We start from the raw sequence: 22,812 nt of genomic DNA, 5'->3' as shown, positions 1-22,812 counted from the left end.
AGTTGCGGGTTGTCAGTGGAGAGAAGCTAGCCGTGAGCGTTTTGAGCCCATATCCAGTTTCTAACTAACAACTTACAAATCAATTGTTTCGCCGATGCGCATGAGCACCAGTTCTTTACCGGCTTGCGTTGCTTTCGTACGGGCTTCGTCGTGGTCGATTTTGATAGGCGGGAAGGTATCGTAGTGCATGCCCACGATTTTAGTGGTGCCTATCCAGTCGGCCGCAATCAGTGCATCGTCGATGCCCATGGTGAAATTATCGCCAATGGGCAGAATGGCAAAATCCAGCTTGTATTGCTCCCCGATCAGCTTCATGTCGTAGGTGAGGGCAGTATCGCCGGCAAAATAAAAGGTTTTGCCTTCTGCTTCTATCACAAAGCCACCCGCCAAACCGCCATACGAACCGTCGGGCATGGAGCTGGAGTGCAGGGCGGCCACCAGTTTCACGGTGCCGAAAGGCAGCTTGGTTTTGCCGCCGATGTTCATGCCGTAGGTCGCTTTTAGTCCCTTCGGACCGAACCATCCCAGCACTTCAAACATTCCTACTAAGTCGGCGCCCGTGCGCTTCCCAATTTCCTCTGCGTCGGCAACGTGGTCGCCGTGGCCGTGGCTGAGCAGGATGAAATCAGCCTCAATTTTGTCCACGTCCACGTCTTTGGCTAACGCATTGGGACGAATAAAAGGATCGAAAAGCACTTTAGCGCCTCCGATTTCCGCCAGGAAGCAGGAGTGCCCGTAGTAGGTCAGTTTCATGGGTGAGTTGTGCGCGGTGGCCGGCGGGCTGTTCGGTTCAGGAAAGCTAAGCTTGCAATGGCAAAGACAAAGCGGATAGCTAAAAGCTAATTGCGATTAGCTTATTTCGTACAAATATACACTGTTTCGCCTTTCTCATGTTTTCGTTTTCACGTCGTTTTGCAGGTTTGGTTGTGCCAATACTCATAAGCTTGGCAAGTTGCAGCAGCCCTACCCAGTCGACCGACGACCGGCGGGTTTTTCGCTACAACCAGCCCGAATCCCTGACTTCCCTCGACCCGGCTTTTGCCCGCAACCAAGCCAACACCTGGGCGACCACGCAGCTATACAACGGGTTGGTCGAGCTCGACGATCAGCTTAAGCCCGGGCCGTCGATAGCACGTCGTTACGCTATTTCGCCCGATGGTTTGCGCTACACATTCACGCTCCGGCCCGACGTTCGTTTCCACGACAGCGAAGTATTTCCGGGCGGCAAAGGCCGGCCCGTGACAGCACAGGATTTTGTGTACAGCTTCAAACGCCTGCTCGACCCTGCTACCGCCAGCACCGGCGGCTGGATTTTTCGGGGCAAAGTGTTGGAAAATGCTGCCGGTGAGCCAGTGGATACGTGCTTTAAAGCCTTGAACGACAGTACGTTGCGTATTTACCTGAAAGAGCCTTTTATTCCGTTTTTAGGCATCCTGACCATGCCGTACGCGTACGTGGTGCCGCGCGAGGCAGTGCAGCGCTACGGCAAGGATTTTCGGGAGCACCCCGTAGGCACGGGGCCGTTTGTGTTTAAGCTCTGGGACGAAGGCAATGCCATCATTTATCACCGCAACCCGCACTACTGGAAAAAAGATGCGCAGGGCCGGCAGCTGCCGTACCTGGATGCCGTGCAGATCAGCTTCATTCAAGACCGCAAAACCGAATTTCTCACTTTTCAGCAGGGCAAGCTGGATTTTCTGTCGGGTATTCGGGCCGGTTCCCGCGATATGATTATGTATCCAGATGGTACTGTGCGTGAGGACTTTAGGGGTAAATTTCGATTGCAGAAGGTTCCGTATCTCAACACCGAATACCTTGGTATTCAGCAAGACCCGACTAACCTGCGCGGCGACAACAACAATCCGGCCTTGCGCGATAAGCGCGTGCGCCAAGCGCTCAATTATGCCCTAAACAAACCCGAACTTATCGCCTATTTCCTGAATAACGTAGGCCGTCCGGGCAATTCGGGTTTTGTGCCGGCGTCTCTGCCTTCGTTCAGCGAAAAGCTGGTGCCCGGCTACACCTATCAGCCCGATAAAGCGCGCCAACTGCTGCGGGCGGCGGGTTATGGTCCGGGCCATCCGTTGCATTTGCGGTTGAACACCGTAGCCGAGACCAAGGAATACTGCGAGTATTACCAGAAAAAGTGGGCGGAAGTAGGCGTACAGGTCGATATCGATGTAAACCAGGGCGCGGCCCACGGCGAAATGATCGACAACGGCCGGGCCGGCTTTTTTACGCGGTCGTGGCTCGGCGATTATCCGGATGCGGAGAACTATCTGGCCCTGTTCTACAGCAAAAACTTTGCGCCCGCTGGCCCCAACAAAACGCACTTCAAAAACGCCGCCTACGATCGCCTGTACGAGCAAGCCAAGCTAGAGCAGAATACCGAGAAGCGCTACGATCTCTACCGCCAGATGGACCGCATCATCGTGGAAGAATGCCCCGTCATTGCCGCCTACTACGACGAGGTGGTTCGGCTCACGCAAAACAACGTGCAAGGTCTCACGCCCAACCCGATGAATCAACTGGTGCTGGAACGGGTGCGGAAAGAGTAAAATGTTCTTTTGAATAAACCAAAAGCGAACGGCGCTCCAACGAAATGTTGAAGCGCCGTTCGCTTTTGATAAGGAAGGATAAATAATTAGATTTATTGTAATCGGCTGATAGTCAATTACTTGCCTTTTGCCTTCGAAGGGCCTTGCTTTTTGGCTTCGGCTTCACGTTCCTGAGCCGTTTTCATGGCTTCGGCGAGGCGGGCCTGGAAGCCGCCGGGCTTTTTGTCTTTGTTCTTTTCCTTGTTGGCTTCGAGTTGCGCGCGGATCTTGGTGTCGTCGACGAAGCGGCGGGTGAGCGCCTGCTGCGCCAGCGTTACAATGTTCGACACGAAGTAATACCACGTCAGGCCCGCCGCAAAGCTGTTGAGCACGAACAGGAAGATGATCGGCATCAAGTAGCTATAGAACTTCATCGGGCCCTGCATGGCCGTGTTGAGCTGGTTGCTCTGCCACGTCATGAGCAGCGTCGAAGCGGTCATGAGCAGCGTGAACAGGCTGACGTGGTCGCCGTACCACTTCACGTAGAAGGGCAGTTTAATGAACACGTCGTACGTGCTTAAGTCTTTGGCCCACAGGAAGTGCTCTTGCCGCAACTCGATGGCGTTGGGGAAGAACTGGTACATCGCGAACAGAATCGGGATGGTAAGTAGTGTGGGCACGCAACCGCTCAGCGGACTCACGCCCATCGAGGAGTACAGCTTCATGGTCTCGCTCTGCACCTTGGTCTGGTCATCGCCGTACTTTTCCTTGATCTGGTCAAGCTCCGGCTTCAGCACTTTCATGCGTGCCTGCGACACGTAGGTTTTGTAGGTCAAAGGCCACGTAACCAACTTGATAAGCACTACCAGCAGCGCGATGATCAGGCCGTAGGAGCTAATGAATTTCTCCAAAACGTGGAACACCGGAATCACCACAAACTGGTTGACCCAGCGGAACAAACCCCAGCCCAAATACACGTTGCGGTCAAAGCCCGGCGCTACTCCTTGCAGAATATTGAGCGTGTTAGGGCCGAAATAGAAGCGGAATTTGGCACCGCCATTTTCCGCATCGGCCACCGGAATGCCCAGCGTCGTGCTCAGCGACTTGATGTAGGTTGAATCTTCCAGATCGACAGTGGAGTTGAACTTACCGGTGCTGAACTGCTTGTCGGCAATGATGCCGGCCACGAAGAAATCGTGCTTGTGGGCAGCCCACTTCAGCGGCTCCGCAACTTTAACCTCTTCCGGCTTCTCCGAAGCCTCCGCCAGCGCGCCGTGGTCGTCGTTGGCGAGGTAGTGGTTGATGGTAGTGTGGTTGCGGTTTTGCTTCAGGTCCTGCTCCGTTTGGCGCACATTGTCCAGAAAGCTGAACGTGATGGGCTCTTGGGCAACAATGCTATTCAAACCTGTAAAACGCAGATTATAAGCCAGTTCGTAGGAGTCGTTGAACAGCGTATATTCTTGCTCGATGCGGCCGCCCGCAGCCTCGGCCGCAAACGTAAGGCGCTGGCCCTGGCGCTCGCCTTCCGTTACGGATTGCGGCGCGCCGGTAGGCTGGAAATACAAATCGGAGAAGCGAACGGTCTGGCCAGCAGTAGTGCGGAATTGCAAGTCAAGCTTGGCGCTTTTGGCGTCAAACAGGTCGAGCGGCTGGCCGAAAAATGTCTTGTAACCATTCAGGCGAACGGCTTCGATGCGGCCGCCTTTGCTGGAAAACGTAACCGAAATCTTGCCGTTCTGTAATTGTGCCTGCTCAGCCGTGCCTTGAGCCGCCGAAGCGAAGGAGCCCAGCGTGCGTGCAGCGGCTACCGAATCCAGCGGAGCGGCGGAAGCTACCGCGGTATCGGTTCGGGCGGCGGTGCTGGCGGCAGTCGTAGGCTTCTTGGCAGCGTCTGGGTTTTCTTTGGGAGGTTTCGGCTGAAAGAAAAACAGGTAGACGAGAAGCAAGGCCGAAATGATAAAGAGGCCTGTTGCTGAGTTTTTGTCCATTTAAAGAACTGGCTGGAAAGTAGAGAGGCGCAGGGCGCCGCGGAAAACAAATGGGAAAGATCGCCCTTCAAAAATCCGGCGAACTTCAGTAAAGTTCGTTGGTGGCAGGCTTTTTCGTTGAGTACCAGATATTTTGTCAGGGGAAGAGCAGAGAACGTCGGCTGCGCGCACGTCAAAAGGCGCTGCCAGACGTGCAAGTGCGCTTTTTCTAAATCTCGTTTTTATGATGCTGGATGGCCGCCTTCACGAAGCGCACAAACAGCGGATGCGGGGTTTGTACGGTGCTCTTGAGCTCGGGGTGAAACTGGCCGGCTACAAACCACGGATGGCCTTGCAGCTCAATGACTTCCACCAAACCCGTTTCTGGGTTGATGCCAGAAGCCACCATGCCCGCCTCTTCGAACTGCTTGAGATAGTCGTTGTTGAACTCGTAGCGGTGGCGATGGCGCTCGCTGATGTGGTTGCGGCCGTAAGCTTTGGCGGCCTTCGAACCTTTGCGCAGCTCGCAGTCGTAGGCGCCTAGGCGCATGGTGCCACCTTTCTGTGTGATGTTTTTCTGCTCCTCCATCATCGCAATGACGGGGTCGGGTGTGAGCGCGTCCATCTCCGTGGAGCTGGCTTGGGGCAAGCCCAACACGTTGCGGGCAAACTCTACGGCGGCGCATTGCATGCCCAGACAAATGCCGAAGAACGGGATGCCGTTTTCGCGCACGTACCGGATGGCCGTCACCTTGCCCTCAAAGCCACGCTCACCAAAACCGGGGGCCACCAACACGCCATCAACGCCGTGCAGCAGCTGGGTGATGTTTTCCGGCGTGATATGGTCCGATTGGATGCTGCGCACCGTCACTTTGCACTCGTTCTGAGCGCCAGCGTGCACAAACGACTCATTGATAGACTTATACGCGTCGGGTAGCTCTACGTACTTGCCTACCAGCGCGATGGTCACTTCCTCAGTTGGGTTCTTCAGCTTGCCCAGAAAGTCCTTCCACGCTTCAAGGTCGGGTATGGAGGCGCCGCCTACTAGCTTAAGCTTTTTGATAACCCGTTCGTCGAGGTGCTCTTTGAGCATTAGCAACGGCACCGAATAGATGCTGTCGGCATCCAGCGACTCGATAACGGAGTTGATTTTGACGTTGCAAAACAGCGCGATTTTCTTGCGCATCTCCAACGGGATCGGGTACTCGGAGCGACACACCAGAATGTCGGGTTGCAGACCCGCGCTGCGTAAATCGCGCACGGAGTGCTGCGTAGGCTTGGTTTTCAGCTCGCCAGCCGCTTTCAAATAAGGCAGCAGCGTGAGGTGAATTACCAGCGAGTCGTAAGGGGGCAATTCCCAACGCAGCTGGCGCACGGCCTCCACAAACGGCAGCGATTCGATGTCGCCGATGGAGCCGCCAATTTCGGTGATTACCACGTCGAACTCATCGCCTTGGCCGAGCAGCAACATGCGCCGCTTGATCTCGTCGGTGATGTGTGGCACGACCTGCACCGTCTTGCCGAGGTACGCGCCTTCGCGCTCCTTGCGGATGACGTGGTCGTAGATGCGGCCGGTCGTGACGTTGTTGGCCTGCGACGTGGGCGTGTTCAGAAAACGCTCATAATGACCCAGATCCAGATCGGTCTCGGCGCCGTCGTCGGTCACGAAGCACTCCCCGTGTTCGTACGGGTTCAGCGTACCGGGGTCAATGTTGATGTACGGGTCGAACTTTTGGATGGTGACGCGAAAGCCGCGGGCTTGCAGCAGCTTGGCCAAGGAAGCGGATATGATTCCTTTTCCCAGGGAGGAGGTCACCCCGCCCGTTACGAAGATGAACTTGGCGGTATTCACGGTTTGAGGGGCGCGGTCTGGCATAACAAATCGCGCGCAAAGGTAGAGGATTAAGTTGGAGAGGCCGCGGGTCGGCCGGTGATAAGCCGAAATGCCAGCCTTCGCCAGCACCCCCGTGGGCTGAAATGTAAAGGTACGACTTATAAACGTAACTACTTGATAATAAATATATTATAAATATTCGATTTCTCTTAACTCCGCGTTATCACCCTGCAACTCACGGCTTTGAATTACCTGTCCGGTGTATGGTTTAGCTACTATTTTATTCTACGCTTCCGCTTGCGCATCTTGCAAAGCCAAGCGCTACCCTAGATGTCCCTTCGTTTTCTTGTTCTGTTCTTTCTGGCTCTGTTGCCTTTGATGGGCGCAGCCGCACATTCCGATGAAGAAGCGGCCATCGACCGGGGCCACCGCGGCAAAGGTCCCAACTGGCTGGAGCGCATGATGGACAAGTCGGAGGTGCTGGCTAAACACAACGTAGGCGTGTGCATCACCGACGTCGCGACGGGCGAGCAACTATACGGGCTGAATGCCGAGCGCTACTTCACGCCGGCCAGCAACATGAAGCTGTTTAGTTTGTATGCCGGGTTGCATTTGTTGGGCGACTCGCTGCCGAGCCTGCGCTACGTGGTGCGCCACGATTCGCTGGTCTTCTGGGGTACCGGCGACCCTACGTTGCTGCACGGCGACGTACCCAGCCGGCGGCAATTCGATTTCCTGGAAAACCGGCCCGAAAAGCTGTTTTATTGTCAAATACCTTGTGTTGAACCCTTTGCGCCCGGCTGGACTTGGGACGACTACAACTATTATTACCAGCCCGAGCGCGGTCCGTTTCCCATTTATGGGCACACGGTGCGCTTTTACGCCAAAGCCGGGCAGGCCAAGCCGCGCATCGCGCCCCGCGACTTTGCCGCATCTGTGGAGCCGGCACCGCCGGGCTACCGAAGCAGCGACCATGTGCGCCGGGCCGTGCTCGAAAATCGGTTTTTCGTGTTGCCGTTTACCAAAAACTGGATTGACGAAACGCCTTTTCGTACCAGCCCGGAGTTGCTCCTGAAGCTCCTGCAAGACACGCTGCATCGGTCGGTCGGCACTGCGCCGTGGCGCCTGCTTCCGCAGGATTCGGTGCGCACGCTGGCGGGCTTGCCAGTCGATTCGCTGTATCGCCGGATGCTGCAAGTGAGCGACAACTTCCTGGCCGAACAGCTAGTGCTGATGTGCTCCTCGAAACTCGGCCGCGACTCGCTCGATACCAACCGCGTGATTCGGCTGGTAACGAAGCAGTATCTGCAAGACCTGCCCGACGCCCCACAGTGGGTCGATGGCTCCGGGCTTTCGCGCCTCAATCTCGTGACGCCGCGCACACTGGTAGCCTTGCTGCTCAAGCTACACCGAGAAGTGCCCGAGCCGCGCCTGCTGAGCTTATTGGCAGCAGGCGGCGGCCACGGTACGCTGCGCCGCGTGTACCACGATGCTAGCGGCCCGTGGTTTTGGGGCAAAACCGGTACGCTCACCAACAACCACAATGTGTGCGGCTACCTGCGTACTAAAAACGGCAATCTGCTGGCAGTCAGCTTCATGAATAACAACTTTTTGCAGGATACCGGCGACATCCGCAAAGAGATGGAGCGCATTCTAAAGGAAGTGCGCGAGCGAATGTAGCCGCTGGCGCGTGCGCTATTCTGCGCTGGCCGAAGTAGCCTTTTTCCTCTTAAACGTGGCCAGCAGCCACGTAATAAGGCCGCCCAACGCCCCGCCGGTCGTGATGATCCAGCCCTGGTTTTCTTTCCAATACGAAAGCACTCGTTCCGGCTTGGGCACAATTACGGCCTTCACCGGCACCACGCCGTTGTACACCTCCAAATCAATCCATTCGGCCACGTCGCCGTCGTAAACCCGCGCGCTGGCCTTGATGATCAGGTTTTGATTGCCGGCTTTCAGCGGGACAACCGACCATTCCCATTTCGTTTCCGTTGTGTCCTGCAGGTCAACGTATTGCTGGGCGTGCGACAACGGCTCAATGCGGAAGGCGGTACTGTCCATGGCGTACAGTTTGGCCACCATTTGTTTGGAAACCTTGATGCGGTCCAGCGTAATCCGCGAGGTGTCGGGCCGGGCCTCGTGCGCGATCGACGACTCCAGCGATCTTTTAAGCGCGGCAGCAGGCTTGTTTTTGGAAATTACCAACGACACCCGACTCGGCACGTTCACTTTCATCGAGTCGGGTACATAATATCCTAAGTTCCCCTTTTTCAAATAGTTATCCACTAAGTCGCGGGGTGTCTGTGGAGGTGGCGGCCCATCGGCTGAAGTAGGGGGAGGTGGCGGCGGGGGCGGCGGAACTGCGGCCGTATCCTCCGAGTCGCTGCCGGTAGCAGGCGGGGTGGCCCCAACAGCCATCGTATCCAAACTGCCCGATCCATCCGTTACTGCTGTGTCCTGCGTGACGGTTGCGGGGGATTCGGTAGCCGTGTCTTCGGTTTTGGCAGAGTTATTATTACAGCCGAACAAAGCCGCAAACAGCAACACCAGCACAGCCAGCCTCTGAAACACCCCCAGAATGTTTTGCCCGCTATTCATTTCGATCAGCACGTTTGTAGCCTTCGTATGAATATATTAAATTATATTTATAATTAAAATAATTATAATAAATTAGGTTATTGCAGTACATGCTTTGCGAAATCAGAGAACACAGCAAACCGCGCTTCGTAAAGCTTATGAGTTCATAAATTATTGATAAATAATAATTTATGAATAGCTAACGAATAGGTGCATCTAAGAAGAGTATTGAGTCGTCCTGCAAAAACAGCTTAGCCATCGGGGCCATCCGAACTGTCATTTCGACTCGCTTACCCGGCAGGCCAGTCGGTAAGCTGCTCCGACGGGCCAGCACTTCTGCGGTGGCAGGACTCTGTCTGGAAAGCAAATCAGCGAATCCGGTAACGGGTTGCACGGTGGCAACTTGCACGGTAAGCCGTACAAAATCAGGTAATTCGGTTTGCTCCTGAATGTCTTGCACAATGCCCGTCACACGGGAACGGTTTTCAATTATTTGCACCATTTGGGGCTTGGGCGGTTCCATATTCCAAATAACGGACGATGGCATCGGAGATGGGCAGGCTGGCTTCGTTCTGGAAGTAGCTGTAACCGGGGCAGGGGTTGGCTTCGAAGCAGAAAAAATCGCCGCCTTCGGTTTCAAACAGGTCGATGCCACACAGCGGCAGCCGCAGCGTGCTAGCCAGCCGGAAGCACTTTTCGGCCACTTCCTGGGGTAAGTTTACGGGCTGCATGGTGGTGCGGTTGCCGTCGTGGCTGGCGTAGCGGTAGTCCACCGATTCACTGCTGATTCGGGCTGCAAACAGCGCATCGCCCACCACGTGCACCCGCACGTTGTGCCCCTGCAAACACTCCTGAAACTGCGTAGGCAAGCTCCGCAAGTGGTGCAAACGACCTTTTTCGTCGATGGTCAGGGGCTTAACGATGGAGCGCACGCCGCTAATGGATTTGTAAATCAACGGACCGTGAACGTCCTCAAAATCCGCCACCGCTTCCGGCTCGTTGGTCAGCAGGGAAGCCGGAACTTCCAGGCCCGCTTCGCGAATGAACGCCAACTGATAAAGCTTGGAAAAGTTGGAGCCCATGTGGTGCGGGCGATTGAGCACGCGGCACGGCAGCACGTCGGCTAGTTGGGCAAACAGATCATTGACGAAGCGCAGCCGTTGCAGCTTGGGTGCCGGCAGCCGAAACGGCGTGGCCGCGTGGTTTTCGGGCAGCGAGGCCGAGTCCATCATGCGAAAATACACGCCCTGAAGCTGCATCAAATCGATGCGCTGGCCCCCCAGGCGCAGCTCAGCGCGAAGCTGCTGCCCCGAAAAATCGACTTGCAATTCGTAATGCAGGGCGTCGCGCTGGCTGAACACGACGTGCGCAATGCCCAGATTTTCAGCGCTTTCTATTACCCGCGCCACCGGCTCTTCTGACGGGATTCCAGCAATCAGGATCATGCTACAGGCTGTAAGTAAGAAGCCGAAACGGACTGGCGCAAGCGACTTTTGGCGAACTCCACAAAGGCGGCGCATTCTTCGTCGGTAGCCCAGTTGAGCAAGAAGTGATAGCCCACGGCTCGCCACGCGCCACCCGTATTGCGGGCAAACGGCACCGCTACAAAAGGCACATCCAACGACTCCTGCAGGCGCTGCAAAGGCGCAATCAACTCTGGGTCAGGAGCGTGAAAAATGGCCTTGTCCACTGCTACCGCCGTCGTGACATCGGGCAAAAGCGGTTCTTGCAGCCAAGTGCCGGTGCGGTTGGGCCACTCCGGGTGCAGGGCCGAAAACGGAATGTCGGGCAGGCCGGCCCACTGCTGCGGGGCCGTGAGGCAGGCAGTAGCGGGCACCGGCAAGCCCGCGGCGGCCATTTGCTGGAGCCGCAGCCAGCCGTTGGTGGGCGGTTGCGCCAACTGTACCGGCGATACTGGCCCCAGCAACGGCACTTCCGCGTTACGTAGCCAGCCCGTTATCAAGGCTTGCAGCTCCGACGCGGCGTAATTGGTGTCCTCGGGGGCCGCGAAGGCGTAGGGGCTCCACACGCCCAACAACCGACAGTATATGCCCGCCACCGTGAGCGGCGACAACACCGTGCCGTCGGCGAGGCCGATGCGCCACATGGTGCCCGCCGTGCTCGTTTGCACGTGCCAGGCAGGTGCGGCGGCCAACTCAACACCCGTTACGACAATAGTAGGTAAGTCGCGCCGACGGCAGAATTCCGCTAGGCGGAAAGCCGCTACGTCGTCGGGCTGACATAGGATAAGCAGAGATTTCATAGGCCTGTGCGGACGAAAAAGCCGGTGGAAGATGCACGCCGAAAGCGGCGGGGCTGCTACTCAAGCAGCCCCGCCGCCGGGCTACTGCGGCATATCCGGCGCCTTCGTATCCATGCTGCGCTTGGCGTGCGGGCCCAGCTCAGGGTTTTGGGCCGCGGCATCATCTTCCTGCGAATAAGCGCCCGTGCTCAGGTCGGGGCGCAGGGAGCGGCCGATGAAGGGCTCCAGCGTGTTCAGGCGGTGCTCCAGCTGATTGAGCCGGCCTTCGACGCTGGGGTGAAGGCCCCCGCCGCCTTCGCCTAATTTATTGTCACCCAGCTTGTTATCGCCAAGCTTGTGCTCGACCAGCCCTTTCTCACCGGCAACACCCTTCTCATGCACGAGGGACTTGTCGGAAATGACGGTTTTATCGTTCGCCGTCGCTTTGTCGCTGATCAGGGTCTTGTCGGGATGGATGTCCTTGATCGTTTCCTTGACGTCCTTGTGCAGGTCCTTGTTTTCCTTCGCGATTTCTTTGTCCTTAATATCCTTCTCCTTGATTTCCTTTCCGTCTTTAAACTCCTTGACAATCACTTTGCACTTCACCTGCAAGGCGGCCGTCATGGTGGCGCCGGGCGCGCTGATGCTCGTGACGCCCACGCAGGTACTCACGCCCGCATAGGAGTTGGAGTTGGGCGAAGAAGACCCGTTGAAGGTGTGGTTGTTGGCCGAGCCGGGGTAAGGGTCGCCGCCGTCGCCGCGGTTGTGGTTGAGCTCCAGGTCTTTTTTGTTATCTGCCTGAATAAGAGCCACTTGGTAATGCGCTTCGTTGGTGTTGCTGGTGACGGCATCGTCGATGTGCCAGATGAGCAGTCCGCCGGCCGGCAGGTTGTCGTCGAAGCCGGTTTTCTGGCGGTTTTCCACCAGGAAGTATTCGGTGCTGGCCGCGCCGTTTTTCCAGAGCCGGTACACTTTGTACCCCGATTTTACATCCTGAATGCTGACCGTAGCGTTGGTGGTCTGGTTGACGACGCTTACCCAGCCCTGCTTGGCTTTGCACCAGGCCGAAGGGTGGGCCGGGCGGTTGCCGCCGCCGTTCCAGCTGCCGCCCGACATCAGGCACCAGTTGCCGATGCCTTCACTCGAATAATCGCTGTCGTACAGGTCGGGGAAGCCAAACAGCAAGTGGCCCAACTCGTGGGCGCACACGCCGGTGCGGCAGTCTTCGGGCACGGTCAGGTACGCATAAATCGTTTTGCCATCGGCGGCGTAGGGCGAGGGAAGTACCCATTTGTGCGACCAGATGTCGTTGACATTGCCCGTCACTTCGCCGCCCGAGCCGGCATGGATCACAATGTAGGCATCGACGTAGCCGTCGCCATCGTTGTCGTACACACCGAAATTGGTGGTGGGATTGGCGAGCTGAGCCGCTTCCTGCGCCATGGTGCGGGCATTGGGCAGCGTGCCGCCCGTGCCGCTGGCACCGTGGGCGTAGTAGCTCATGGGGTGCGACAGCGTAACCGGCCCCACTACTTCGCCCTGAATATCAATGATGTTGTGGCTCACTTCGCGGTAATACTCGCGCACGCTGCCCGTACCGATGACGCCCAACGAGAAAAACAGATCGCTGAAGTGCTTGGCTGGTTGGCCGATGGCTTTATCGCTGAAATTGACGAGCACAACAATCACGCGTACCACGCCGGTGAGCGGCGCGCGTTCGGCCCCGGCACCTCGCGCAACGCTGGCCGATGTGCCCAGCGGAAACAAGTTGCCGGGGTAAATCAGGCCGTCGTCGAGGCCCACGTGTTCTTCGCGCTTGAAGGTGATGGTGTTAGACATCACGATGTCGCGCTTGCGGAGCTTCTCGAGTTCCTTATTCATTTTTTCTTTGAGCTCCGGAGCAGGCGGAACGGGCATGCAGCCTGCAGCCTGCAGTTTGGCGCGGCCAGCGGGCGTAACCAGCTGAGCGGCCAGTAAATCTTGCTTTGCGGTTTTCATGGTGAATAAAGGGTTAGTAAATAAGGAGTTAGCGCGCAATAGGAAGCGGGAAAGCAGTTTTTAGTAGCGCAAGCCGTGGGCTAGGCACGGGTTCGCTAGCCTTCCACGCGCCTTCCTGTCCTGACTGCAAAAGCACAGGGTGTTCCGCCCAGGCGTAGGCCAGCAGACAAATACCCGGTAACTGGGCACGTCGGAGCGGAGCAATAAGGAGGTGTGTAGAGGCTAGCGCAGGTGCAAGCGGGGCGGTAGCAAAGACGCTGGCCCGGCTAAACGTCCGTCAATCGAAGCAGTCAGGAAAACAGCCAGCCCGGCATTGGCCAGCACACGAAGCTCAGCAACTCAGGTCGCAACAGCTCAAGCGGTTACGGCAGACAAATATGTATATTTTAATACTGTAATATAACACCCAGCGCTCACATAATCATGTGATAGCACCTGAAATATATTTGGCCCAAAACCGCCAAAATGCCGGTGCCTGCCAACAAAAAGCGGCCCTTCGAAACACCGTTTCGAAGGGCCGCTTGAGGCATGGACGCGTCTAGGATTAATACAGCACCCGAAACTTAATGGTGTGCTCGACCTTGCGCAACTCGCCAATCACTTCCTGCTCGTATTCCTTGTCGATATCCGTGATCACGTAGCCGATGTGCTCGTTGGTTTTCAGGTATTGCCCCAGAATATTGACGTGGCGGTTGGCCAGCACGTTGTTGATGCGCGCCAGCACGCCGGGTACGTTAGCGTGAATGTGGATAAGTCTATGTGCTTGTTGCTGAGGCAGTTGGATATTAGGGAAATTGACGCTCTGCTGCGTGTTGCCCGTATTGATGTAGCTCATGATCCGTTCGGGCACAAATTCGGCAATGTTGCGCTGGGCTTCGGCCGTGCTGCCCCCAATGTGGGGCGTAATGAGCACGTTAGGCAGGCCACGCAACTCACTTTCAAATACCTCCTGGTTGGTTTTGGGCTCGTGCGGAAATACATCGACAGCGGCGCCGCCCAAGTGGCCGGAGCGCAGAGCAGCCGCCAAAGCCGGCACGTCCACCACGTGGCCGCGGGCATTGTTGAGGAAGAGCGCGCCGGGTTTCATCAGCGCAAATTCCTTGGCCCCAATGAGGTTGGTGTTGTCCTTGCGGCCATCGACGTGCAGCGTCACCACGTCCACCTGCTGGAGCAGCTCTTGCAGCGTGCGGCACTTCACGGCGTTGCCGAGCTGAAGCTTTTCGGCCACGTCGTAATAGTAAACTTGCATGCCCACGGCTTCGGCCACCACCGAAAGCTGCGAGCCGATGTTGCCGTAGCCCACGATGCCAAGCTTCTTGCCGCGAATCTCAAACGAGCCCTTGGCCGACTTGTCCCATTCGCCCTGGTGCATTTTGGGGTTCTTCTCCGGAATGCGGCGCGCCAACACAATGATCTCACCCAGAGCCAGTTCTACCACCGAGCGCGTGTTAGAGAATGGCGCATTAAATACGGCCACGCCCTTTTGCATGCAGCCCACCAGGTCGATCTGGTTGGTGCCGATGCAGAACGCGCCCACCGCAATGAGGCGGTTGGCTGCTTCGAGCACGCGCGGCGTCACGTTGGTTTTGCTGCGAATGCCCAGGATGCTCACGCCTTCGATGCGCTCCACGAGCTCATCCTCGTCGAGGCCACCGGGCACACTTTCCACTTGGTAGCCTTCGGCGCGAAACAGTTCGGCCGCGCGGGCATCGGGGTTTTCGAGCAACAGTACGCGGATGCGGTTTTTGGGGTAAGAGAGCGTCATGGGAAGCTTGTTCTGGTACAAAAACTCGTCGAAAGTAGGCACAACTTCGTCGGCGCGGGCCACCACGGCGTCGCGGCTGACGTTTTCAGTGAAGGCGTAAAAGCGGTCAGCAAGGCCCGATTCGCGCATCTGGTAATCGGTGTAGCCGTCGCCCATCACGTACACTTTGCCTTGCAGATCGAGGCGGCGGAGCTGCTCGATTTTGCCGCCGTCCTGGCTGAGCACGTTCTCAGGGTCGAAGCCCGTGATGCGGCCGTCGGCATCGTAAGTGAAGGTATTGGCCAGCACATGATCGGCGTCGATGCCAAAATCGGCCACTACCGGCTCAATAAACTCCCGAAATCCGCTGCTAACGATGTACACGCGGCCCCGAAACTGCTCGAAAAAGCCCCGGTTGCGCACAATGCTGTCCGAAACCTTGGTTTTAAGTTGCTCCACGAGCAACGGCAAGTGCTCGCGGCGCGCGCTAAGCAGGCCCAGGCGGCGGCGCAGCGATTCGCTGAACGAGATCGAGCCGTTCATGCCGCTATCGGTGAGGGCGCGGATTTCGCCCACAATGCGTTCGCGATCGGGATGGCCTTGCAGGGCAATGTCGGCCAGTTCGTCGAGGCCTTCTACTTGCGTAAACGTGCTGTCGAAGTCGATGAGGAGGTAGGGGAGTTGCGGGTCGGCCATAGTGCGGGCAATATCGGACGGAATCGCCTGACCGCCGCATTAAAAATTACCGAACAGCCAACTCCCACCCGTAGCAAGAGGCCGTTGCCCCGCTTATCTGGGGTTGAATGGGCGTTTGTTTTCATCCTAAAATGCCAGAGCAAATCCTCTTCCTGACCGGGCGTCTGAAGCAACAATTTAGTAGCAGCGATGCAACTGTAAATCAGTGCTTTGCCGAAGGCTTACTGCTTGTGTTTATGCAGGTTAAGGTTACGTTGCTGGTTGTGCTTCTTTTTGCCGTGGTGGCGCAGGCGGTGTTCGCGGCCGGCCTGTTGTGGGTTGCGCGTCACAACCGCTTGCCCAACCGTTTTCTGGCCCTGCTCATGCTGGCCATTGCACTGTGGCTGCTGGATGGCTTTTTTCGAGTTTCTGGGGTGTACAGCCAAGACCCCAATTGGTATTTCGCGCCCATTTTCTACTCGTTTGCGTTCGGGCCTCTGCTATATTTTTATGCACAAAGACTTGTTAAACAGAGCTTTGTATTTAGGCCTCGACACCTGTGGCATTTTGTGCCCGTGGCCATACAGGCGAGTTTGTACTGGTGGCTCCGGACCGAATCTTACGCGTTTCGCACTTGGTTCTGGCAAACGGTGCACCGGCCGTATACCTACCGGATCGAGTTTATCGGGACGTGGCTCTCGCTGCTGATTTACCTGGGGCTCAGCCTGCGGCTGTTGCGGCAGTACCGGCGTTGGCTGGCCGACAACTTTTCTGAAACCTCTCAGCTGCGGCTGCAATGGCTGCGCGTACTCCTGATTGCCTTGGCCGTCGTGAGCGCGCAGTGGCTGGGAGAAGTGGTGCTGCGCGAATTCTTTGGCCGGTATTACACCTACGACTACTCGACCGAGCTGCTGGGAATAGTGGTGTTTATGATCGGTGTCGTGGGCTTGCGGCAAGCGGATATGCAAGTAGTTGACTTTTCGCCCGCCCCCGAAGAGCCCGAGCCGACGAAGGATGCTGCCGCTTTAGCTACCGCCCCCGAATCGAGAACGGCATTTTCTACCACAACGCGGGCGCAGACGGTGGCCGCGTCGCCTGCCCGCGAACCGGCCACCGTCGATCCGGCGGTGATGGAACGGCTGCGGCGTGCGTTGGAAGACGAGCACTTGTACCGCAATCCCACGCTGACGTTGGCCGAGCTTGCGGCGCATCTCGGCTTGCCGCCGCGGCTGATCTCATCCACCATCAACAACGGCTTCAACCAGTCTTTCAACGACTTAGTTAACAGCTACCGAGTGGCGGAAGTGAAGCGCCGCCTCACCACCACCGACGATGCCGCCCGGCTTACGCTGCTGGGCATTGCGTTTGAGAGCGGCTTCAATTCAAAAACCACTTTCAACCGCATCTTCAAGCAGTTTACGGGCGTGGCGCCCCGCGATTTCAGCCGCACGTAGTCCCACATCATGCATCGGTACGCCCCACATCCGGAAGTGGGGCGCGCGGCCTTCCCGGATCTGCCACATTCGGACCGTATTCATCCTCAACACAATACGGTCATGAAAAACTGCTTTTTGGTGCTGGCGCTGGCACTGTCGGCCAGCGCCTCTTTTGCCCAGTCGGCTTGGTCCGACAAGACCCGCGTGCTGCCTGATAAGCTCCGGCAGGTGCCCGTGGGCATCACGCTTTGGCACACGCCCAACCCCAATTATCCGCAGCCCGATTCGGCCCAAGCCGGTCACTACGTTTGGAAACACCAGACTATGGTGCGCAGCGAAGTAGCTGATCTGCAAGTGGTTGAATGCGGGAGCTTTATCTGGTACGACCAACAGGGATGGAAGGCGAACATGCGAGAAACGCCCGAGGAGTTCGCGCAGCTCTTCCATTGTCCGAAAGCCGAGCTGCGCGCTGGCACCACGTACACGTTTGCCAAAAACTACCGCTACGCCACCAGCGCCAAGAGCCTGTATGGAGGTGATGCCCTATGGTATGTGCTGGCAAAAGATAAAAACGGCAACCTCTACAAAGGCATGGGCCTGGTAGAGACAGAAGCTAACGTAAGATAAATAATTGATAATCAAAAAGTTATGAAACATGTATTTCTTATCGTGTTAGCAGTAGTCTGCCTGGCGTTTCGGCCGGTTGCGAGCACCTACCAAATTCAACCTGCTACGAGCCAACTCACCTGGACGGGCTACGCCGAAGTGGGCACGTGGGCTCCTTCCGGCACGCTAAAGCTGCACAGCGGCACTTTCGAGTATGCGGGCAATGCGCTGCGTCAAGCCCGTTTGGAGTTCGACATGACCTCCGTGGCCCACGCCGACGCCAAGTTGCAGGAACACCTGCGAAGCGCAGATTTCTTTGATGTTCAACGCTTTCCCACCGCCGTTTTTGTGTTGCGCAGCGTGTCGCAGGGGCAGGCCTCGGGGCTACTGACGGTAAAAGGCATCACCCGGCCCGTCCGGTTTCCCATGGCCGTGGTTGCGCAAGCCGACGGTTTGCACGTGCAGGGCACAGCCCTGATTGACCGTACGCAGTTTGGTGTCAACTACAATTCGAGCAGCTTTTTCCAGAACCTCGGCAGCTACGCCGTTCGCAACGAATTTCAGCTGAAATTTGACGTGGTTGGCGTTCCGGTCAGCATGAATAAGTAGTTGATTATCAATTGTATATTTTACTACGTTATGCGCTTGGTAGCGCACGTCAGCACCCAAGTGTCCTCTTCGCAATTGAGGCACGCGTGTTGCGAAGCCGGCTCCAGGCGTTCGACGTGGCCGCAAGTGCTGCACGCGTAGCTGCCGGTTTGCTCGATCGCCTGCTTGGCTCTGGCGATCACCTCAGGAAATACCGGCAGACCGGGCCGCATTTGCTCATCCGGGAAGAAGAACACGCTGATGTCGCCGGTGGCTTCGAGGTAGATTTTGTGCACTTGCCCCAAGTGCTCTACCTGCTGCTGGCGAAGCTCCCCGAAAAGCTCCTTTTGGGTAAGATTCTGACCGTCAAGGGCCTTCTTGACAATAACGCCGTCGGCGAGCAGGCACACCGGCTTGCCTTCCAGCCAGTCGCTGAACTTCGGATATACCTCGGTCAGGCGATTGAACAGCAGATACAGCGCCACCACCACCACAAACACCACCAGAATGTGCAGCAGCGGCACGTCGGGGTAAAACATGGCGTCGCCGGCGGCCGAGCCCAGGGCCAGAATAATGCTTAACTCAAAGAGCGACAGCTGCTTAACCTGTCGCCGCCCTGTGATGCGCATCGTGGCAATGATGAGCAGATAGGTCACGATGCAGCGAAAAGCTACTTCCAGCAGAAAAAGCGGCGGCTCCGTTTCGGACCACCAGATGCGGTGCCAATCGAATGGGGTAGTGAGGTCGTCGGCTTGCATGAATTGCTTGTTGGGAAAAAACGCACAAGGAATTTAACGCATAACGCGGTATCGCTCGTCCCTGTTGAGCTCAAGGAAAAACGAGCCTTTATTATTTGTTATAGTACTGATAAAGAGAATATTATGAAAGTGCGACGCTGATGCAGTTAAGCATAATCTACTGCGAAGGAAGAAACGGAAGCATTGCCAAACGCTTGCCGGCAACTTTCGCCTACGGCATTTGACAAAAGCCAAAAGGCCCGCTGCACATGTGCAGCGGGCCTTTTGGCATTGGGGTAATCACCGTTTTAGGCGCTGGCTTGATTGAGTTGCTCCATATCTTCGGCGGTAAGCTGCAACTCCGTGGCTTTCAGCAACTCGGTCACCTGCTCGGGGCTGGTAGCACTGGCGATGGGCGCTGTGAGGCCGGGGCGCGCCATGATCCAGGCGAGCGCTACCTGGGCCGGCGAAGCATGCAGATGCTCAGCGACTTTGTCAAGCGCCGCCAGAATCTTTAATCCTTTGTCATTCAGATACTTCTGGCCCACCCCGCCACCGCGGGCACTTTTCTTCAAATCTTCCTGCGAGCGGTATTTGCCGGTCAGGAAGCCGGAAGCGAGGCCGTAGTACGGAATCACGCCGACGTTGAATTCCTGGCACAGCGGCAACAGGTCTTTTTCAAACTCGGCGCGGTCGTAGAGGTTGTAGAGCGGCTGCAACGATTCGTAGCGCGGAAACCCGTGCTGCTGGCTGGCTTCCAGCGACTCGCGCAGGCGTGCCGCCGAAAAATTGGACGCCCCGATCACGCGCACTTTGCCCTCCTGCACGAGCTGGGCGTAGGCTTCGAGGGTTTCTTCTACGGGCACCGTGGGGTCGTCTTTGTGCGACTGATACAGGTCGATGTAGTCGGTTTGGAGACGTTTGAGCGAGCCTTCCACGGCGCGCAGAATATAGTTCTTAGCCAATCCTTTGTCCTCGGCGTTCACTTCCCAGCCTACTTTGGTGGCTATTACGAGCTCGTCGCGGCGGCCGTGCTGCCGAAGCCATTTGCCGATGATGGTTTCCGACTCGCCGCCCTGGTGGCCAGGCACCCAGACCGAGTAGCCATCGGCCGTGTCGATGGCATTGCCGCCGCCGGCCACAAACGCGTCGAGGACGCAAAACGACGTAGCTTCGTCGGCCGTCCAGCCAAATACATTGCCGCCCAGCACGAGCGGGGCTATTGAGAGGGAGGAGTTTCCTAATTTACGCTGTTGCATAAGTACTTCTGAAATGAATGTTTGCGGGCCGCAAGGCGGTTGGCACCCTTTGTGGCGCAACCACCAGCCCAAACCCGGGTTATACTACTAGCAACCCGGCAAGTTGTTTTGGACGTGGAGAGCACGAAAACGGATGTTCACGTGTTCCTCATCTGCTAGGCGCTAGCTTTCAGCAAATTAGACCGCTGCCGCAGCGTACGTGCCGGGCAGGCATCTTCTCTCACCCACATTTTCATTTTCCTATGCACACGTCCCTTTTGCTTTTCCTCGGCGACATCGGTGGCAGCGAACTAATCCTGATTCTGGTCGTTTTTCTGATGTTTTTTGGCGCTAACAAAATTCCGGAACTCGCCCGCGGCTTGGGCAAGGGCATTCGCGAATTCAAGGATGCTACCCAGGAAATTCGCAGCGAAATTGAGAATTCTGGCCAGCCGCAACCCACGCACTATCAGGCGCCTCCGGTGCCACAGAGCTATCCGGTGACTCCGCCTGCTCCGGCCTACACGGCTCCTCAAACCGAGCTGCCAACGGTAGAGCCCGTGCTCTCGCCTGCACAAGAGCACAACAAGGACTTTAATCCAACTGTTTGATTATCAAATAGATATAATTACAAGCAAAAGGCCTCTGAGCATGCTCAGAGGCCTTTTGCTTGTAGCGCGGATTCGTACCCGGCGCAAGTAGGTAATTTACGTCCAGCGGCTGAGGAACTGCGTGAAGACTTCTTTGTACTGATCGCTGACGGGAATTGTGACTTCGCCGATCTGCACGGAATTGCGCGTCACGGCGTGGATCTGGTCGAGGGCCACGATAAACGAGCGGTGAATGCGCATGAAGCGCCGGGGCGGCAGTTTTTCTTCCAGTGCTTTGAGGCTGGTAAGCGACAGAATGGGCTTCGGGGCGCTTTGCAGATGCACTTTCACGTAGTCCTTTAGCCCTTCGACGTACAGAATATCGTTGAAAGCCACCCGCACCAGCTGGTATTCAACCTTCAAAAACAGGTATTCGTCTTCGGGCTCCGGAGCCGGAGCAGGGAGCGCCGCCGCTGGCGTAGCGGGCACTTGCAGCAGCCCGGCGTAAGCATGGGCTTTAGTGGCCGCCCGCAAAAACTCCTCATAATTAAAAGGTTTCACGAGGTAATCGAGTGCATCGACGCGGTAGCCTTCTAGGGCAAATTGGTTGAACGCCGTCGTGAAAATAATGCGCGGCCCTGTGCCCGGCCGGCCGCGGTCGAGGACGCGCGCCAGCTCGATGCCGTTGAGGTCGGGCATTTGGATGTCCAGGAAAATCAGGTCGATGGCGCCCAACTCGTGCAAACCCCGGAGCGCTTCTACGGCGCTGGCGTAGCGGCCTACCAGCTCCAGAAACGGCGTTTGTTCGATGAAAGCGCATACCAGTCCGAGGGCCAGCGGCTCGTCGTCGACGGCGATGCAACGGAGCTTGTTCATAGGGTTTGCAGGGTTAAATGCACCAGATACTCTTGTTCGGGCGTCTGTTCGGTGACGGCGAGCTGGTACTGACCGGAGTACAACAAGTCGAGGCGGCGGCGCGTGTTGGTCAGCCCGATGCCGTTGCTTTCGTCCAGCGACAGCCGCTTGTCGGAGAATACGGTATTACGCACTTCCAGCTCCAATGTCGGTCCGAATTGGCGCACCGCCACGTAAATGCGGCTGGGCAGCGTGGCGCTCACGCCGTGCTTAAACGCATTTTCTACGAAAGGCAGCAGCAACATGGGCGCGATGGGCACGTCGTGCATGGGTTCGGGGCGCTCAAAGGAAACGGTTACTTTGTCGGTCAGGCGCAACTGCATCAGGGCGATGTAGTCCTGCAAAAACAACAGCTCCTGGCTGAGCAGCGTAGTGCCCGTTTGGGTTTCGTAGAGCACGTAGCGCATCATGCGCGAGAGCGTGTGCAAGGCCTGCCGGGCCAGCTCCACATTTACCACCGTCAGGGCATAGATGTTGTTGAGCGTATTGAAAAAGAAGTGCGGATTGATCTGGGCTTTTAGAAACGAGAGTTCGGAGGTAACCTTTTGCTGCTCAAGGTCTTGCCTGATCTGGGCGTCTTTTTGCCACTTCTGCACCGCCGTCACGCTGGTACTGATGCCCAGCACCAGCAGCGTAATGAGCAAAGCCCCCATGTCGAACCATGGGCCGCCCCGGCGCATGCCGCGGGGCCGGCCTCCTTCGGGGTGAAAAGCTCGGTACATGAGGTCGGGGAGATGCAGCCACGACTCGACCAAGTTGTTGAGCCCCAAAACGATAACGATCGAAACGCTGATGGCCACGATAAACCATGCCGTATGGCCCCGAAACAGCAGCCGCGGCACCCACACAAACGCATTGACATAAAACAGCCCTACCCACAGGCAAAACAGCACGCCCTGCTTCACCCAGAACTGATCGGGCAGCGTCACGCGCCACGACAAGGGCTGAAACAAGAGCAGCATCAGGCCGAGCACACCCCACGCCAGCACCTGAATGAGCGGGGAGATGTAGCGTCGGATGGAGAAAGAAGCCATTAGCGAGAATATAAGGACCGTAGCAAAAACCAGTCGCTAAACTTACGCCAACCTCCGGATAAGCAGTTTCCTGACCGTTCGCCGGGCCGAATGT

At 56.9% G+C, this 22,812-nt stretch carries 19 protein-coding genes; 6 read left to right on the top strand and 13 right to left on the bottom strand.

Going from position 1 to position 22,812, the window contains the following annotated elements:
- Positions 1-72 precede the first annotated feature (72 nt).
- Positions 73-753 (bottom strand): metal-dependent hydrolase, encoded by a 681-nt coding sequence (locus H9I52_RS11970; RefSeq protein WP_187454085.1) that lies wholly within the window; start codon positions 751-753, stop codon positions 73-75.
- Between the two features lie 173 nt (positions 754-926).
- On the opposite strand from H9I52_RS11970, the gene H9I52_RS11965 reads away from it, so the two are divergent.
- Positions 927-2,558 carry an ABC transporter substrate-binding protein gene (locus H9I52_RS11965; protein WP_316248035.1) on the top strand — a complete coding sequence of 544 codons (1,632 nt, stop codon included), beginning with the start codon at positions 927-929 and terminating at the stop codon, positions 2,556-2,558.
- A 116-nt stretch (positions 2,559-2,674) separates the two neighbouring features.
- Here the strand turns inward: H9I52_RS11965 and yidC are convergent, their stop codons facing one another.
- Together yidC and H9I52_RS11955 are read right to left on the bottom strand one after the other, a co-directional pair.
- Positions 2,675-4,525, bottom strand: a complete 1,851-nt coding sequence (gene yidC / locus H9I52_RS11960) for a membrane protein insertase YidC (RefSeq protein ID WP_187454083.1) — start codon at positions 4,523-4,525, stop codon at positions 2,675-2,677.
- Positions 4,526-4,733: 208 nt separating this feature from the next.
- Positions 4,734-6,380: a CTP synthase gene (locus H9I52_RS11955; RefSeq protein WP_222940496.1), complete on the bottom strand. Its 1,647-nt coding sequence runs from the start codon at positions 6,378-6,380 to the stop codon at positions 4,734-4,736.
- A 288-nt stretch (positions 6,381-6,668) separates the two neighbouring features.
- On the opposite strand from H9I52_RS11955, the gene H9I52_RS11950 reads away from it, so the two are divergent.
- The gene (locus tag H9I52_RS11950) at positions 6,669-8,018 is read left to right on the top strand and encodes a D-alanyl-D-alanine carboxypeptidase/D-alanyl-D-alanine-endopeptidase (protein ID WP_187454082.1); all 1,350 of its coding nucleotides are present in this window, start codon (positions 6,669-6,671) and stop codon (positions 8,016-8,018) included.
- Positions 8,019-8,033: 15 nt separating this feature from the next.
- On the opposite strand, the gene H9I52_RS11945 is transcribed toward H9I52_RS11950, so the two are convergent.
- The 6 genes from H9I52_RS11945 to serA all read right to left on the bottom strand — a co-directional run bounded on the left by H9I52_RS11945 (position 8,034) and on the right by serA (position 15,595).
- A complete protein-coding gene (locus H9I52_RS11945; protein ID WP_187454081.1) occupies positions 8,034-8,936 on the bottom strand; it encodes a hypothetical protein in 903 nt (300 codons plus the stop codon).
- A gap of 178 nt (positions 8,937-9,114) precedes the next feature.
- The gene (locus H9I52_RS11940; protein ID WP_187454080.1) at positions 9,115-9,438 is read right to left on the bottom strand and encodes a hypothetical protein; all 324 of its coding nucleotides are present in this window, start codon (positions 9,436-9,438) and stop codon (positions 9,115-9,117) included.
- On the bottom strand, positions 9,401-10,360 hold the full coding sequence (locus H9I52_RS11935) for a RimK family alpha-L-glutamate ligase (protein WP_187454079.1): 960 nt from the start codon (positions 10,358-10,360) through the stop codon (positions 9,401-9,403). Before H9I52_RS11935 ends, H9I52_RS11940 begins: the two co-directional genes overlap by 38 nt.
- Positions 10,357-11,178: a hypothetical protein gene (locus H9I52_RS11930; protein WP_187454078.1), complete on the bottom strand. Its 822-nt coding sequence runs from the start codon at positions 11,176-11,178 to the stop codon at positions 10,357-10,359. The genes H9I52_RS11935 and H9I52_RS11930 overlap by 4 nt, the downstream gene beginning before the upstream one ends.
- A gap of 81 nt (positions 11,179-11,259) precedes the next feature.
- Positions 11,260-13,155 (bottom strand): M6 family metalloprotease domain-containing protein, encoded by a 1,896-nt coding sequence (locus H9I52_RS11925; RefSeq protein ID WP_222940495.1) that lies wholly within the window; start codon positions 13,153-13,155, stop codon positions 11,260-11,262.
- A gap of 544 nt (positions 13,156-13,699) precedes the next feature.
- On the bottom strand, positions 13,700-15,595 hold the full coding sequence (serA, locus tag H9I52_RS11920; RefSeq protein WP_187454077.1) for a phosphoglycerate dehydrogenase: 1,896 nt from the start codon (positions 15,593-15,595) through the stop codon (positions 13,700-13,702).
- A gap of 131 nt (positions 15,596-15,726) precedes the next feature.
- Between serA and H9I52_RS11915 the strand changes: the two genes are divergently transcribed.
- From H9I52_RS11915 to H9I52_RS11905, 3 genes are all read left to right on the top strand, one after another.
- Entirely contained in the window at positions 15,727-17,028 is a 1,302-nt protein-coding gene (locus H9I52_RS11915) for a helix-turn-helix domain-containing protein (protein WP_187454076.1), read from the top strand.
- A gap of 102 nt (positions 17,029-17,130) precedes the next feature.
- A complete protein-coding gene (locus tag H9I52_RS11910; protein ID WP_187454075.1) occupies positions 17,131-17,637 on the top strand; it encodes a hypothetical protein in 507 nt (168 codons plus the stop codon).
- Positions 17,638-17,658: 21 nt separating this feature from the next.
- Positions 17,659-18,225 (top strand): YceI family protein, encoded by a 567-nt coding sequence (locus H9I52_RS11905; protein WP_187454074.1) that lies wholly within the window; start codon positions 17,659-17,661, stop codon positions 18,223-18,225.
- 23 nt (positions 18,226-18,248) lie between these two features.
- On the opposite strand, the gene H9I52_RS11900 is transcribed toward H9I52_RS11905, so the two are convergent.
- Both H9I52_RS11900 and H9I52_RS11895 read right to left on the bottom strand, forming a co-directional pair.
- Positions 18,249-18,962 carry a DUF421 domain-containing protein gene (locus H9I52_RS11900; RefSeq protein WP_187454073.1) on the bottom strand — a complete coding sequence of 238 codons (714 nt, stop codon included), beginning with the start codon at positions 18,960-18,962 and terminating at the stop codon, positions 18,249-18,251.
- Between the two features lie 287 nt (positions 18,963-19,249).
- Entirely contained in the window at positions 19,250-20,200 is a 951-nt protein-coding gene (locus H9I52_RS11895; protein ID WP_187454072.1) for an aldo/keto reductase, read from the bottom strand.
- 242 nt (positions 20,201-20,442) lie between these two features.
- Here H9I52_RS11895 and H9I52_RS23245 point away from each other — a divergent pair, with 242 nt between their 5' ends.
- On the top strand, positions 20,443-20,790 hold the full coding sequence (locus tag H9I52_RS23245; protein WP_187454071.1) for a twin-arginine translocase TatA/TatE family subunit: 348 nt from the start codon (positions 20,443-20,445) through the stop codon (positions 20,788-20,790).
- Positions 20,791-20,886: 96 nt separating this feature from the next.
- On the opposite strand, the gene H9I52_RS11885 is transcribed toward H9I52_RS23245, so the two are convergent.
- Together H9I52_RS11885 and H9I52_RS11880 are read right to left on the bottom strand one after the other, a co-directional pair.
- On the bottom strand, positions 20,887-21,645 hold the full coding sequence (locus H9I52_RS11885) for a LytR/AlgR family response regulator transcription factor (RefSeq protein WP_187454070.1): 759 nt from the start codon (positions 21,643-21,645) through the stop codon (positions 20,887-20,889).
- Complete coding sequence (locus H9I52_RS11880; RefSeq protein ID WP_187454069.1) at positions 21,642-22,718, bottom strand: sensor histidine kinase; 1,077 nt, start codon at positions 22,716-22,718, stop codon at positions 21,642-21,644. The genes H9I52_RS11885 and H9I52_RS11880 overlap by 4 nt, the downstream gene beginning before the upstream one ends.
- Positions 22,719-22,812 lie beyond the last annotated feature (94 nt).

Origin of the sequence: Hymenobacter sp. BT491 (assembly GCF_014349165.1) — a bacterium.
GTDB classification, from domain to species: domain Bacteria; phylum Bacteroidota; class Bacteroidia; order Cytophagales; family Hymenobacteraceae; genus Hymenobacter; species Hymenobacter jejuensis.
The sequence above is the reverse complement of the archived record's forward strand: the minus strand, read 5'-3'. Positions and strand labels throughout refer to the sequence as shown.

What these genes read in the sequence shown, in the direction of transcription:
- yidC (WP_187454083.1), bottom strand. Translation starts at nt 4,525, where the DNA reads ATGGACAAAAACTCAGCAACAGGCCTCTTTATCATTTCGGCCTTGCTT.
- H9I52_RS11970 (WP_187454085.1), bottom strand. Translation starts at nt 753, where the DNA reads ATGAAACTGACCTACTACGGGCACTCCTGCTTCCTGGCGGAAATCGGA.
- H9I52_RS11950 (WP_187454082.1), top strand. Translation starts at nt 6,669, where the DNA reads ATGTCCCTTCGTTTTCTTGTTCTGTTCTTTCTGGCTCTGTTGCCTTTG.
- H9I52_RS11955 (WP_222940496.1), bottom strand. Translation starts at nt 6,380, where the DNA reads ATGCCAGACCGCGCCCCTCAAACCGTGAATACCGCCAAGTTCATCTTC.
- H9I52_RS11885 (WP_187454070.1), bottom strand. Translation starts at nt 21,645, where the DNA reads ATGAACAAGCTCCGTTGCATCGCCGTCGACGACGAGCCGCTGGCCCTC.
- H9I52_RS11935 (WP_187454079.1), bottom strand. Translation starts at nt 10,360, where the DNA reads ATGATCCTGATTGCTGGAATCCCGTCAGAAGAGCCGGTGGCGCGGGTA.
- H9I52_RS11945 (WP_187454081.1), bottom strand. Translation starts at nt 8,936, where the DNA reads ATGAATAGCGGGCAAAACATTCTGGGGGTGTTTCAGAGGCTGGCTGTG.
- H9I52_RS11910 (WP_187454075.1), top strand. Translation starts at nt 17,131, where the DNA reads ATGAAAAACTGCTTTTTGGTGCTGGCGCTGGCACTGTCGGCCAGCGCC.
- H9I52_RS11915 (WP_187454076.1), top strand. Translation starts at nt 15,727, where the DNA reads ATGCCAGAGCAAATCCTCTTCCTGACCGGGCGTCTGAAGCAACAATTT.
- H9I52_RS11880 (WP_187454069.1), bottom strand. Translation starts at nt 22,718, where the DNA reads ATGGCTTCTTTCTCCATCCGACGCTACATCTCCCCGCTCATTCAGGTG.
- H9I52_RS11930 (WP_187454078.1), bottom strand. Translation starts at nt 11,178, where the DNA reads ATGAAATCTCTGCTTATCCTATGTCAGCCCGACGACGTAGCGGCTTTC.
- H9I52_RS11925 (WP_222940495.1), bottom strand. Translation starts at nt 13,155, where the DNA reads ATGAAAACCGCAAAGCAAGATTTACTGGCCGCTCAGCTGGTTACGCCC.
- H9I52_RS23245 (WP_187454071.1), top strand. Translation starts at nt 20,443, where the DNA reads ATGCACACGTCCCTTTTGCTTTTCCTCGGCGACATCGGTGGCAGCGAA.
- H9I52_RS11900 (WP_187454073.1), bottom strand. Translation starts at nt 18,962, where the DNA reads ATGCAAGCCGACGACCTCACTACCCCATTCGATTGGCACCGCATCTGG.
- H9I52_RS11895 (WP_187454072.1), bottom strand. Translation starts at nt 20,200, where the DNA reads ATGCAACAGCGTAAATTAGGAAACTCCTCCCTCTCAATAGCCCCGCTC.
- H9I52_RS11940 (WP_187454080.1), bottom strand. Translation starts at nt 9,438, where the DNA reads ATGGAACCGCCCAAGCCCCAAATGGTGCAAATAATTGAAAACCGTTCC.
- H9I52_RS11905 (WP_187454074.1), top strand. Translation starts at nt 17,659, where the DNA reads ATGAAACATGTATTTCTTATCGTGTTAGCAGTAGTCTGCCTGGCGTTT.
- serA (WP_187454077.1), bottom strand. Translation starts at nt 15,595, where the DNA reads ATGGCCGACCCGCAACTCCCCTACCTCCTCATCGACTTCGACAGCACG.